At 58.2% G+C, this 13,169-nt stretch carries 11 protein-coding genes; 8 read left to right on the forward strand and 3 right to left on the reverse strand.

Annotated elements, in window-relative coordinates; translation table 11 throughout:
- The 7 genes from QBL02_RS11545 to QBL02_RS11575 all read left to right on the forward strand — a co-directional run.
- Positions 1 to 222 (forward strand): alpha-isopropylmalate synthase regulatory domain-containing protein (locus QBL02_RS11545; protein ID WP_282726574.1); only part of this gene is annotated, 222 nt, incomplete at its 5' end.
- A gap of 124 nt (positions 223 to 346) precedes the next feature.
- A complete protein-coding gene (ruvA, locus tag QBL02_RS11550; RefSeq protein WP_282726575.1) occupies positions 347 to 991 on the forward strand; it encodes a Holliday junction branch migration protein RuvA in 645 nt (214 codons plus the stop codon).
- Positions 988 to 1,986, forward strand: a complete 999-nt coding sequence (gene ruvB, locus QBL02_RS11555) for a Holliday junction branch migration DNA helicase RuvB (RefSeq protein WP_282726576.1) — start codon at positions 988 to 990, stop codon at positions 1,984 to 1,986. The genes ruvA and ruvB overlap by 4 nt, the downstream gene beginning before the upstream one ends.
- 57 nt (positions 1,987 to 2,043) lie before the next feature.
- The gene (gene yajC, locus QBL02_RS11560; protein WP_282726577.1) at positions 2,044 to 2,466 is read left to right on the forward strand and encodes a preprotein translocase subunit YajC; all 423 of its coding nucleotides are present in this window, start codon (positions 2,044 to 2,046) and stop codon (positions 2,464 to 2,466) included.
- Between the two features lie 86 nt (positions 2,467 to 2,552).
- On the forward strand, positions 2,553 to 4,358 hold the full coding sequence (secD, locus tag QBL02_RS11565) for a protein translocase subunit SecD (RefSeq protein WP_282726578.1): 1,806 nt from the start codon (positions 2,553 to 2,555) through the stop codon (positions 4,356 to 4,358).
- Between the two features lie 2 nt (positions 4,359 to 4,360).
- Complete coding sequence (gene secF, locus QBL02_RS11570) at positions 4,361 to 5,407, forward strand: protein translocase subunit SecF (RefSeq protein ID WP_282726579.1); 1,047 nt, start codon at positions 4,361 to 4,363, stop codon at positions 5,405 to 5,407.
- Between the two features lie 89 nt (positions 5,408 to 5,496).
- The gene (locus QBL02_RS11575) at positions 5,497 to 7,740 is read left to right on the forward strand and encodes a bifunctional (p)ppGpp synthetase/guanosine-3',5'-bis(diphosphate) 3'-pyrophosphohydrolase (protein ID WP_282726580.1); all 2,244 of its coding nucleotides are present in this window, start codon (positions 5,497 to 5,499) and stop codon (positions 7,738 to 7,740) included.
- Positions 7,741 to 7,815: 75 nt separating this feature from the next.
- Here the strand turns inward: QBL02_RS11575 and QBL02_RS11580 are convergent, their stop codons facing one another.
- The 3 genes from QBL02_RS11580 to QBL02_RS11590 all read right to left on the reverse strand — a co-directional run bounded on the left by QBL02_RS11580 (position 7,816) and on the right by QBL02_RS11590 (position 11,438).
- Positions 7,816 to 9,492, reverse strand: a complete 1,677-nt coding sequence (locus tag QBL02_RS11580) for an FAD-binding dehydrogenase (protein WP_282726581.1) — start codon at positions 9,490 to 9,492, stop codon at positions 7,816 to 7,818.
- 32 nt (positions 9,493 to 9,524) lie between these two features.
- Positions 9,525 to 10,079, reverse strand: a complete 555-nt coding sequence (locus QBL02_RS11585; protein WP_282726582.1) for a hypothetical protein — start codon at positions 10,077 to 10,079, stop codon at positions 9,525 to 9,527.
- 129 nt (positions 10,080 to 10,208) lie between these two features.
- On the reverse strand, positions 10,209 to 11,438 hold the full coding sequence (locus QBL02_RS11590) for a DUF349 domain-containing protein (RefSeq protein ID WP_282726583.1): 1,230 nt from the start codon (positions 11,436 to 11,438) through the stop codon (positions 10,209 to 10,211).
- Positions 11,439 to 11,573: 135 nt separating this feature from the next.
- Here QBL02_RS11590 and QBL02_RS11595 point away from each other — a divergent pair, with 135 nt between their 5' ends.
- Positions 11,574 to 13,136, forward strand: a complete 1,563-nt coding sequence (locus QBL02_RS11595) for a replication-associated recombination protein A (protein ID WP_282726926.1) — start codon at positions 11,574 to 11,576, stop codon at positions 13,134 to 13,136.
- The last annotated feature ends 33 nt before the right edge of the window (positions 13,137 to 13,169 follow it).

The following is a 13,169-nucleotide window of genomic DNA, read 5'->3' on the forward strand; positions in this document are numbered from 1 at the left end:
GCGGGTCATGTGGTGCGGTTGTATGACTATGTGGAGCATGCGATGAGTGGTGGTGGTGATGCGGTTGCGGCTGCGTATGTGGATTTGGAGGTTGATGGGCAGCGTTTGTGGGGCGTCGGCATCGACCACGACACTACGCGCGCAACGCTCAAGGCCATTGTTTCTTCAGTGAACCGCGCCGTGCGTTCGACCAAGGCAAGCGAAGTGGCTGCCAGCGTCTAACCTGCATCTGTGATCTTTGCACTTTACGAATGGGGCTCACGAAAGTGGGCCCCATTCGTATCTTTGTTCGAATTGGCGGCGTGGCGGGCCCCGCAATGTCAGTGGTCGCCAATAGTGTGAGAGCGTGATTTCTTCTATTCGCGGTGAGGTGCTCGCAAGCGGTGCGGGCTGGGTTGTCATTGCTATTGGCGGCATGGGCTTTCGGGTCGAGGTGCCGACCACCCTGCAGGGCGGTCATGTGGGGGAGCAGCTGTTTCTACACACTCACCTCGTGGTGCGTGAAGACTCACTCACGCTCTTTGGCTTCGCGACAAGCGAAGAGCTTGAGGTGTTCGGTTATCTGCTGGGTGTTTCGGGCGTGGGCCCACGAAGTGCCCTCGGTGTGCTCAGCGTGCTGACTCCGATTGAGGTCGCGCAGGCCGCGACCAGCGAAGATGAAAAGCCCTTCCGTAAGGTCTCTGGTATTGGGCCAAAAACGGCAAAACTGATTGCACTGCAGCTTGCCGGCAAACTGCAGCACCTCACGCTTGGTGCTGGGTCTGCCTCGTCCGGTGCTGCTCAGAGTAACGGCACTGGTTCGCAGCAGAAGGTCGCCGCAACGGTAGAGCAGGGGCTGCTTGGCCTTGGCTACACCGAGGCTCAATCGCATGCAGCTGTGCAAGACGCAATTGAGGCGGGCGCTCCGTCGAACGAGGCTGGTCTACTGCGCGCTGCACTCATGCTTCTGCAGGCTCCTCGTGTTGGCGGCAGAAATGAGAACAAGCGATGAGTGGCGAGCTTTCATCCAGCGTCGCGCCAAGTGAGATCGGTTACGAGGGTGCACTTCGACCGGGCTCGCTCAACGAGTTTGTTGGCCAGGCGAAAGCCCGCGGCCAGCTCCGTCTACTGCTTGATGCTGCGATTATGCAGCAGCGCACTCCAGATCACATTTTGCTCGCGGGACCTCCCGGCCTTGGCAAAACCACTCTCTCGATGATTGTCGCAGCCGAGCTTGACAAGCCACTGCACCAAACCTCGGGGCCAGCAATTCAGCATGCCGGTGACCTTGCTGCAGTGCTCTCTGCGCTCACACCGGGTGAAGTTCTGTTTATCGATGAGATCCACCGAATGGCGCGCAGTGCCGAAGAGATGTTGTATCTCGCGATGGAAGATTTCAAGATCGACATCATGGTCGGTAAGGGTGCCGGGGCGACGTCGATTCCACTTGAACTTGCGCCATTTACACTGGTCGGCGCAACTACGCGGGCAGGTCTGCTGCCAAATCCACTGCGTGATCGTTTTGGATTCACAGCGCACCTGGAGTTCTACGCGGAAGACGAACTCGCCTCGGTAGTGCGACGTGCATCGGGGCTGCTCGGATTTGAGATTGATCCGGTTGGCGTTGAAGAGATCGCAGGCCGTTCTCGCGGCACGCCGCGTATCGCGAACCGACTGCTGCGCCGCGTGCGCGACTACAGCCTGGTGCACGAAACACCCGGTGATCTGCAGGCTGTGCAGGCAGCGCTTGCGCTCTATGACATTGATGCGCAGGGCCTCGACCGTCTTGATCGTGAAGTATTGCGTGCAGTTGTAGAGCGTTTCGGGGGCGGCCCGGTCGGGCTTTCGACGCTCGCTGTGTCCGTCGGTGAAGAGGCTGAAACCATCGAAGCGGTAGTAGAGCCATTCCTGGTCAGAGCTGGATTGCTTAGTCGCACTCCGCGTGGCCGAATTGCTACTCGAAAAGGTTGGGAACACACAGGTATACCTATGCCTGAAGTCCTATAGACTTGTATGGTTTGGCGTGAGCAACGCCGCTCTAACCGTGCCTTCGAAAGGACACTCGTGGATCCGCTCTCACTCGTAATGTTCGGCCTCATTGCCGTACTCATCTTCTTCATGTTCCGCAACGGCAAGAAGCGTCAGCAGGCGCAGGCTGAAATGCAGAACAATGTACGCCCAGGCGCACAGGTGATGCTGCAGTCAGGCATCTTCGCAACGATCGAGTCGATTGACGAAGAAGAGAACCGCGTCACAGTGCGAAGTGGCGATGCTTCGTTCGTGGTGCACCGCAACGCAATCGGTCAGATTGTCACTCCAGCTGACGCGCCAGCAGAAGAAGAGACCACTGAGCTCGCCCCAGACGATGATCCTGAGTTTGGCGAGCGCGTGAACGGTGCTCAGGCGGCAGCTGAGGAAACTCCAGCAGACGACGCGCCAACCGCAGAAGACAACGGCACCGCTGAGGGTGAGACCCCGAAGGCATAGCCTCTCCATTGCCGGAGTCTGGGGAGTAACCGGCAGTCATCCGCTTTCACTCACGATGGTGAGTGTTCTAAGAAAGAAGTAGATACGTGGCGCAGTCACCCGCAGTGAAGCGAGCAACACGCTCGCTCACCACGTTGCTGGTTATCATCGTCGCCCTCGTAGGTGTGATCGCTCTCGGAGCGTGGCGCAGTGACGCCACCTGGACTCCGAAGCTTGCTCTTGACCTGCAGGGTGGCACCCAGATTATTCTGGCTCCGAAACTCACCGACGGTCAGGCAGTCACCGGCGAGCAGCTCAGCCAGGCGGTTGAGATTATTCGTCAGCGTGTGGATGCCTCAGGCGTTTCTGAAGCCGAAATCACCACGCAGGGTAGTCAGAACATTTCTGTGTCGATCCCGGGCAAGGCAGACGATGCCACGCTGCAGCGTATCGAGGCTTCGGCAAAGCTTGACTTTCGGCCAGTGCTCTACATGGGCGTGAACAATGCCCAGCCTGGGCAGCCAGCAGAGGGCGACCAAGCTACCGCTCAGGGCGAAGCGGGCACCGATGCAGAGAACGCCGAGGCGCCAGCCGCCGACGGTACCGAAGAAGCCCCGGCAACCGACGCTCCGGCTGATACAAGCGCAGACGGCACGGCCGACACTGCAAATGTTGATCCACCGACCCTGCCAAAGAATGCTTACGACCAGGCATGGATCACCGAGGGCCTGATGCAGAAGTTTAATGACTTCTCGTGCACGGCAGATGAGACTCTCGGGTTGAGCGACGCTCCAACGGATCGTCCGCTGATCACCTGTGACGAAAGCGGACTGTACAAGTACGTGCTCGGACCGGTTGAAATGGGCGGCGAAACTATCACCGACGCCACCGCGCAGATCGGCTCAACCTCGAGCGGTGCAAGCACCGGACAGTGGGTCGTGCAGATTACGCTCGACAAGGCTGGCACCAAGACATTTGGTGAGATCAGTACTCGTATGTACGGCAAGCCAGAGCCTCAGAACATGTTTGCGTTTGTGCTCGACAGCACTGTGATTTCGGCGCCAACGATGAACGGCCTGATTCTCGACGGTCGCCCATCAATCAGCGGTAATTTCACGCAGGAGAGCGCTCAAGTGCTCGCGAACCAGCTGAAGTTTGGTGCGCTGCCAATCGGCTTCACCGTGCAGAGCCAGGAAGATATCTCGGCGACGCTTGGTGCAAGCCAGTTGCAGCAGGGCCTCTTGGCTGGCTTGATTGGTCTGGTACTTGTGGTGATCTATTCACTGTTCCAATACCGAGCGCTCGGCACCCTCACCATTGCTTCGCTGATTATCGCCGGCGTGCTGACCTATCTGATGCTGACCCTGCTGTCGTGGCGCCAAGGCTACCGACTCTCGTTGGCGGGTGTTGCCGGTGTCATTGTGGCGGTCGGTATTACAGCTGACTCCTTTATTGTCTACTTCGAACGAATTAGAGACGCGCTGCGTGACGGGTTTAGCCTCGATCGCGCCGTTGAACACGGTTGGAAAAAGGCGATCCGTACGGTTCTTGCCTCTGACGGTATTAACTTCCTTGCGGCAGCAATCCTGTTCATCCTCGCGGTCGGAAGCGTTCGTGGCTTCGCATTTACGCTCGGCCTCACCACGCTGGTCGATATCGCGGTAGTCGTGCTCTTCACGCATCCGATGATGACCTTGCTCTCTCGCACAAAGTTCTACTCTGAGGGCCACCGGTTCTCGGGTCTTGACCCGAGGCAATTGGGTGCGGTCTACCGTGGTCGCGCACAGTTCCGTGAGCCAGTCGTGGCAAGCCGCGGTTCGAATAAAAAGACCCTCGGCTCGCAGCGTGAGGCTGCGAAGCGTCAGACCATTGCTGAACGCAAAGCCGCTGAAACTGCTGGAAAGGAGAGCTGATCATGGCTCGTCGCTCATTTGCCGAGTTCGGCAACGCTCTCTACACCGGTGAAAAGTCAATTGACTTCATTGGTCGTCGTAAGACCTGGTATCTGATCGCCGCACTGCTTATTGTGATCGCCATTGTCGGTCCAATGATGCGCGGTGGATTTACCTTCGGTATTGAGTTCACCGGTGGTAGTCAGTTCCAGGTGCACGTCGCCGACGGAAACCGTGACCAATCAATCGCCACCAAAGCGGTTGAAGAGGTGCTCCCTGGTTCGGCGCCACGTGTTTCAAACGTTGGTCAGAACGATATCCGTGTGCAGACCGAGCAGCTAGAAGATACCCAGTCACGTGAACTGCACACAGCTCTCGCTCAGGCCTACAACGTAAGCGAAGACGAGGTGACAGCCTCATACATCGGTGCGCTTTGGGGTAAGGACATTACTCGTCAGGCTCTGATCGCACTTGGTGTGTTCATCCTGTTCGCGGCGATTGTGATGGCGCTGTACTTCCGCACATGGAAGATGTCGCTAGCTGCACTGATCGCGCTATTCCACGACCTCATCATTACCGCTGGAATCTACGGCATCTCAGGCTTTGAGATTACGCCGGCGGCAGTGATCGGCTTCCTGACGATCCTCGGCTACTCGTTGTATGACACGGTTGTGGTCTTTGACAAGATTCGTGAAAACACCTCGCCGGGTGAGCTGAATGATCGCCGCACTTTTGCAGAGTCGGTGAACCTCGCGGTGAACCAGACCCTGGTGCGTTCTATCAACACCTCGGTTGTGGCACTCTTGCCGGTTGCTTCGATTCTCTTTATCGGGGCATTTGTGCTCGGTGCTGGAACGCTGCGTGATATCGCGCTTGCGCTTTTCATCGGTATTCTCGTCGGTGCTTACTCGACCATCTTCATTGCGGCTCCGGCCTACGTTCAGCTGCGGCAGAACGAGCCCGAGATCAAAAAGCAAGAAGCCCGTGTGCTTAAGGCCCGCGCCCGCGAGCAGCACGGCGAAGATGAGGCTGCTGACTCAGACGATGAGACGGCTCCGGCCCAGGCATAACAAACAAAACGGCGCACTTCATGTGCGCCGTTTTGCTTCACACCTGTAAAGGGGTGTAACGTTCAAGCACCACGGCGAGGAGGTGACACGTGTCAGGCAATGAATTCGGGTCCCAGACCGGAGTCTCACTAAAGCGACTTGTGCCGCGAATATTCTCGCGTGCAGCGGCTCCTGGCGCGGTGGATCAGCTGATCCGCACCGTGCGAACGAGCTGGCCTAAAGCAGATCTTTCGGTGATTGATCGGGCATACACCGTTGCTGAGCGTGCCCATCGCAGCCAGAAGCGACGCAGTGGCGAGCCATACATCACTCACCCCATTGCTGTCGCGCAGATCCTCGCCGATCTCGGTGTTGCTCCCGTAGCCATCGCAGCGGCGCTGCTTCACGACACTGTTGAAGACACGGACTACTCACTTGAACAGCTCACCGCCGAGTTTGGCGAAGAGATCGCGATGCTTGTTGATGGGGTCACCAAGCTCGACAAGGTGAAGTACGGTGAATCGGCACAGGCCGAGACCGTACGCAAAATGGTGGTCGCGATGTCGAAAGACATTCGTGTGCTGATGATTAAGCTCGCGGACCGCCTGCACAATGCCCGAACTTGGGGTTTCATGCCGGCAGACTCTGCCAAGCGCAAGGCTCAAGAGACACTTGAGATTTACGCTCCACTCGCGCATCGCCTCGGTATTCAGTCGATGAAGACTGAGCTTGAAGATCTCTCCTTTGCGGTGCTTAAACCCAAGCTTTACGCCGAGATTGAGAATCTTGTCTCGCAACGCAACCCGATGCGTGAAGAGCTGGTCGGTCAGGTGATTACCTCTATTGAGTCTGATCTGCGCGAGGCCAAGGTTCGCGGCGAGGTTACCGGTCGGCCGAAAGAGCTGTATTCGATCTATCAAAAGATGGTAGTTCGCGGCCGTGACTTCGATGATATTTATGACCTCGTAGGCATTCGTGTGCTGGTGAACTCGATCCGCGATTGCTACGCGGCTCTGGGCGCTGTGCACGCGCGCTGGACCCCGATCCCCGGGCGTTTCAAGGACTACATCGCGACACCGAAGTTCAATCTTTACCAGTCGCTGCACACCACCGTGATTGGCCCGGATGGGCGCGCGGTTGAGATTCAGATTCGTACCTTCGAAATGCATCAGCGGGCTGAATACGGTGTTGCTGCTCATTGGAAGTACAAGCAGGGTGCGCACAAGGCTTCGGCTTCGAACGATATGGCCTGGCTCGCGCACATTAGCGACTGGCAGGCAGAGACCGAAGACCCGAGCGAGTTTCTTGACGCTCTGCGTTTCGAAATCGGTGCCAAAGAGGTGTACGTTTTCACGCCAAAGGGTCGTGTAATCGGGTTGCCAGAAGATGGCACCCCGGTCGACTTCGCCTATGCGGTGCACACCGAGGTGGGGCACCGAACCATGGGTGCACGGGTCAATGGTCGTCTGGTGCCACTTGAGACGCCGCTGCACAACGGCGATGTTGTTGAGGTGTTCACCTCGCGTGATCCGAATGCTGGGCCAAACCAGGGTTGGCTCAACTTCGTCAAGAGCAAGCGCGCACACTCGAAGATTCGTCAGTGGTTTACTAAGGAACGCCGCGACGAGGCTGTCGAAACCGGCAAGAACGAGCTCACGAAGGCTATGCGCAAGCAGAATCTTCCGCTGCACCAGCTCATGAACTCCGAGGCGATTAAAGAGGTCGCTGCGCAACTACGTTATGTTGATGTTGCTGGTATGTTCGCTGGTATCGGCGAGGGGCACGTCTCAGCGCAATCGGTGATTGAAAAGATCACCGCGATTCTTGAGCGCGAAGAAGTTGTGGCGGTTGAAGAGACCGCGATCATCACGACAAAACCAAGCAGGCAGCGTAAAAACGAGTCTGACTCTGGTGTGGTGGTAAATGGCTCGGGTGACGTGCTGGTGAAGCTTGCAAAGTGTTGCACGCCTGTGCCTGGTGACGACATTCGTGGCTTTGTTACCAAGGGTCAGGGTGTGTCGGTGCATCGCACTGATTGCCCGAATTTCTTGGCGCTTGCCGATCAGGAAGATCGACTTGCAGACGTGTCATGGGCTCCGACTTCAAAGAGCGTGTTTCTGGTGCAGATTCAAGTTGAGGCGCTTGACCGTTCTGGCTTGCTTTCAGACGTCACGAGGGTGCTCTCTGAGCATCACGTAAACATACTTTCGGCTTCGGTGCACACTTCAAGTTCGCGACTGGCGATCAGTCGGTTCGCTTTTGAGATGGCGAATACGACCCACCTTGATCATGTGCTGAACGCAGTACGTCGAATCGAGGGTGTTTACGACACCTATCGGGTGAATTCGGGTTAGCGCGGCTACAGCTCCACCACAGAGCGTCACCGCTATATGCGATGCTGACGCTCTGTCGCAGCGTCACCGGATCGCTTAGGCTGCTCCCGCGGCCGCTCTGCCGGCAGCCCTGCCGCTAAAGATACAACCGCCCACAAACGTGCCTTCGAGCGCGCGGTAGCCGTGCATGCCGCCACCACCGAAACCACTCGCCTCACCCGCGGCATAGAGTCCGTTGACTATCGTTCCCGAAGCGTCCAACACTCTGCCTTGCAGATCGGTTTGTAGCCCACCCAGGCTCTTTCTAGTGAGCACATGAAGCTTGACCGCATAGAGCGGCCCCGCTTTGGGGTCGAGTAGCCGATGCGGCGGCGCGACACGGATCAGCTTGTCTCCAACGTAGTGTCTTGCGTCGCGAATGGCGGTGAGCTGCAAATCTTTTGTGAACTTATTGCCGTAGGCAAGGTCGCGCTCTCGCACTGCGGTACGCACTGCTTGGGCATCAAGGGGAGCGTCAGTATTTGCTTGCATTTTCTCGATGAGTTCGTCGAGATTCTCGGCGTGCAGGAAGTCGACACCGCGGTCGATGAATGCCTGTACAGGACCGGGAGCGCCCTTGCCCAGGCGTTGTTTGATGAGCACCGGGATAGATTTGCCAGTGAGGTCAGGGTTTTGCTCACTTCCGGAGAGAGCGAACTCTTTTTCGATAATTCTCTGCGTAAGAATAAACCAGCTGTGGTCGTAGCCTGTTTTCAGGATCTCTTCAAGAGTGCCGAGTGTGTCAAACCCCGGTAGGGCTGGAGGTGGCATGCGCTGCCCAGTCGCATCAAGCCACAGTGACGAGGGGCCAGGCAGAATTCGGATGCCGTGTTTTGGCCATACGGGGGAGTGATTTGTGATGCCCTCCGTGTAATGCCACATGCGGTCACTATTTACGATTGCGGCCCCGGCCTGCTCCGCAACTCCGAGCATGAGGCCGTCAACATGGGCAGGCACCCCACTGAGCATCTCAGCGGGCGCGGGCGGAAGGTGTCCAGGCCAGTTCTTGCGCACAAGTTCGTGATTGCCTCCGATGCCGCCGGTTGCAACAATCACCGATGATGCGCTGAACTCGAACTCGCCAATCACCTCTCGATTTGAGGCTTCACCTCTGGCTGAACTGTCGGCAGCCAGAAGTTCACCCTGCACGCCGGTGACGGTGCCGCTCTGCTGTGTGAGCCCTGTCACTCTGTGCCGGGGCCGGTATTTGGCTTTGCCCTCGGCAATGCCCTGGCGCAGACGGCTGGCGAACGGATGCACCAGGCCGGGACCAGTGCCCCAGGTGATATGGAACCTCGGCACACTATTGCCGTGGCCTGATGCAGTTGACCCACCGCGTTCTGCCCAACCAACTACCGGGAAAAACCCGACGCCGCGTTCTCTGAGCCAAGCCCGCTTCTCGCCCGAAGCAAAGTCGAGGTACGCTTCGGCCCACTGCTTGCCCCAGAAGTCGCTTTCGCGGTCGAAGCCGGCGCTTGCAAACCAATCTGATCGGGCAAGTTCGAGGCTGTCTTTAATGCCAAGTCGGCGCTGCTCGGGGGAATCAATCATGAACAGCCCGCCGAATGACCACCAGGCTTGCGCGCCGAGGTTTGACTCGTTTTCTTGATCGACCAGGATCACCGTGCGACCGGCGTCGAGCACCTCGGATGCAGCGACGAGGCCGGAGAGTCCTGCGCCGATAATGATGACGTCTGCGTGTGCTTGTGCGACCGAAGCGGGCTGAGCTGCCATGTGTCTACTCCTTCAGAGACCGTGACATGAGTCTAAACGAGAGCGGCAGTGGTCGGCTCAGAGTTTGCGGCAAATCTCTGCCTGGCGAGACGAGCGTAAGGCCGTTTTTCGAGCATGATCTGTGCTTTGAGCGCCGCGCCGCAGTCGGGCAGGCCCGCGAGCAATTGGCGAATGGCTTCGCTCAGAATCGGACTGTCAGGCTCGGTGCTGTGCAGCAGATCGAACACGGTGTGTTCGGGGGTGGTGATGAGGAAATAGCCGAGCTTCTTGGTATCTTTTTCGGCGAGTGTGAGCTGGGCAATTCGGCTGTCAAGGATTCGTCTAGCGTGACCACGGCGAGGGCTGGTGGCGACCTGCAGCGGCTCGACGAGCTCTTGTACGGCAAGCCATACCCACGCGGCAGTGAGATGGCTGGCGATTCGATCGCCAGCCAAATAGGGGGCGAGCGCGGTTAAACGCACGAGCGAATTATCTGGCCAGGCGATCCCACGCACCCCTGGGCCGCATCGAATCAGGTCGCCGCGCAGAATCATGGCGTTTTGAACGCTGCGTGGAATGAGGTCGTAGCGAGGCGGTAGGTAGCTCATGGAGACAATATTGCGCTTGAATCGCACAAGCAATTGCGCATAACGGCAAATCTGTGGATAACACAGTGGTGGCCCCGCCCCTGAGCGAGAAAGCTCGGGAGCGGGGCCACCACTGAGGTACGTTCGTAATTAGTCGCCGATGGCTGCGAGCCATGACTCCTGGGTTGCGAGCTTCTGCTCAGCTTCTGCCTTCGACTTTGCGTCTTTCGCATGAGCGATTTCAGCCTTGAGCTCGGCAATCGAGGTCTCAAGCTGACCGCGCAGGCCCTCACTGCGAGCCTTGGTCTCGGGGTTGGTCTTGCGCCAGTGCTCTTCTTCGAGGCCCTTCACATGATCTTCGATCTTGCGAATCTTGCCTTCAATATCACGCACGGCCTCGCGTGGCACGCGGCCAATCTCGTCCCACTTTAGCTGCAACTCGGTGAGGCGCTTACGCGCAGCAACGCGATCGGTCTGCGCGAGCAACTGATCTGCGTATTCGTCGAGCAGCGCCTGCTTTGCAGCGAGATTTACTGCATACTCTTCGTTGGTCTGTGCAACCTCAGCGGCCTTCGCCTGGTAGAGCACATCGCCAGCGGCCTTGAAACGTGCCCAGAGTTGGTCATCAAGCTTGCGGCTTGCGCGGCCAGCACCCTTCCACTCATCAAGCAGCGTGCGGTAAGCAGGAATGCCGTCGATGCCGCGGGGCGCGAGGGCCTCAGCCTGAGTAATCAAGCGTTCCTTGCGGTGCTTTACGTCTTTGTTCGTTGCATCTAGCTGTGCGAAGTGTGCGCGGCGGGCGGTGTCAAAGCTCTGACGTGCCGAGCGGAAACGCTTCCACATAGCGTCTGCGACAGACTTTGGTAGCTGAGGGCCGCTGCGCTGAGATGCCTGCCAGTCGGTGAACAACTGCTCAAAGGCCTGGCCGGTCTCCTTCCAGCGAATCGAAGCCTCTGGCTGTGCGGCGAGGCGTTCTGCCTCAACCACGATTGCCTCGCGCTGTTCTGCTGCCTTCTGCTTTGCGGCCTCGCGTTCAGCCTGCTGCTTTTCGGTCAGCTCGCTCGCCTTGCCGCCGAGCTTCTCGACGCGGGCACGAAGTGAGGCCAAATCACCAATAGCAGCTGGCTCAACAAGCTGGGCCTGAAGCTTGGTTACGATCTCAGCAACATCGTTGCCTGCTGTGCCACGGGCTACGCGGGCTTCAAGCAGGGTGACTGCACCCTCAAGATCAGCGAACTTACGTTCGTAGTAGGCGAGAGCCTCTTCGGGGGTGCCGTCAGGAAACTGACCCACCTCTCGTTCGGAGTCGCCTTCGCGCACAAATACCGTGCGGTTTTCGTCGACGCGGCCCCAAGGCTGTTCGTTTGTGGTTTCGCTCACCGTGCTCACCTGTTCATGTCGTAGAGATGCCGGCGCTGTGCCGACCGTGCAGTGCGCCTACTACTCTATCCGTCTCAGGCTGTGTTTGTCGGGGGTCGCCGATAACATCAAGGTGTGAGTATCCAAGCTGCAGCCATGACCGCACCCCTTGCGGTGCGTATGCGGCCGCGCACGCTCGATGAAGTGGTGGGGCAGCAGCATCTTTTGCGTAGCGGATCACCCCTCCGGGTGCTGGCTGAGGCCGGCGACGGGTCCACCGGCGCGGTTTCTTTGATTCTCTGGGGTCCGCCAGGCACTGGCAAGACCACTCTCGCGCAGGCGATTGCATCATCGAGCGGTCGACGTTTTGTTGAGCTATCAGCGGTCACCGCTGGTATTAAAGACGTGCGAACGGTGATGGAACGCGCGCTGAATGACCGTGACCTCTACGGTGTCGCTACCGTGCTCTTTCTTGATGAGATTCACAGGTTCACGAAGGCTCAGCAAGATGCTTTGTTGCCCGGCGTTGAGAACGGGTGGGTAACGCTCGTTGCGGCGACAACTGAGAATCCATCGTTCTCGGTCATTAGTCCGTTGCTTTCTCGCTCGCTGCTGCTTACGCTGCAACCCCTCGAAGACGCAGATCTTGCCCTGCTTTTGCGGCGCGCTGTTGCTGATCCGCGCGGTTTGGCGGGAACGGTAGAACTCAGCGAAGAAGCGCTTGCTGCGCTTGTGCAATTGGCGTCTGGGGATGCTCGACGTGCGCTCACAGGGCTTGAAGCTGCTGCGGCTTCGGCGCTCGCTTCTGCCGCGTCGCCGGTAAACGAAGCTGCGGTGTTTGAAGCCGAAGATCGGCTAACTGGCGAAGCTGAAGAGCTGCTCGCAGGTGAAGCTGATTTTGGTTCCGATGACGAAGCCGAAGACGTAGACGATGATGGCTGCGATGATGCTGATGAAAACGGCGATGATTCTGCTGGCGAGCAACAATCCAAAGCTGACTCGGATGCTGAAGGTGAACTTGCTGCTGGAATAGGCGTAGAAACCCAACGCGAAGGCGATCCAGCGCCAGCAGCACAAGCAACCTTGCCGGTGATCACCGCAGAGATTGTTTCTGCGTCGATCGATCGCGCCCTCTTACGCTATGACCGCAACGGGGATGAACACTACGACGTTATTAGCGCATTCATTAAGTCGATTCGCGGCAGCGATCCCGACGCGGCGATTCACTATCTTGCGCGCATGATTGAGGCAGGTGAAGACCCCCGTTTTATTGCGCGACGGCTGATGGTGCATGCCGCAGAAGATATTGGCATGGCAGATCCGCAAGCGCTGCAAATTGCAGTCGCTGCGGCTGAGGCAACCCAGATGATTGGTTTGCCCGAGGCGCGATTGCCATTGGCCGAGGCGACGATCTATTTGGCGACCGCACCGAAATCGAATGCGGTGATCTCGGCGATTGACACTGCCATTGCCGATGTCCGGGCCGGCAAATTTGGCCGGGTTCCGCCGCCGCTTCGTGATGCGCACTACCCAGGTGCAAAACGACTCGGGCACGGCAAAGGCTACAAGTATCCGCACAGCGATCCGCTTGGTGTCGTGCGCCAGCAGCATTTGCCAGACGAATTGGTGAACCGCGTGTATTACCAGCCCAGCGATCACGGCAACGAACGCGCGATTTCGGAGCGTCTCGAAAAGATTCGCCGGATCACAAGGGGCTAGTTGCGGCGACTCGTCTTCCGAGCGCCGGGTGCT

Origin of the sequence: Leucobacter sp. UT-8R-CII-1-4, from assembly GCF_030010235.1 — a bacterium.
GTDB lineage: Bacteria > Actinomycetota > Actinomycetes > Actinomycetales > Microbacteriaceae > Leucobacter.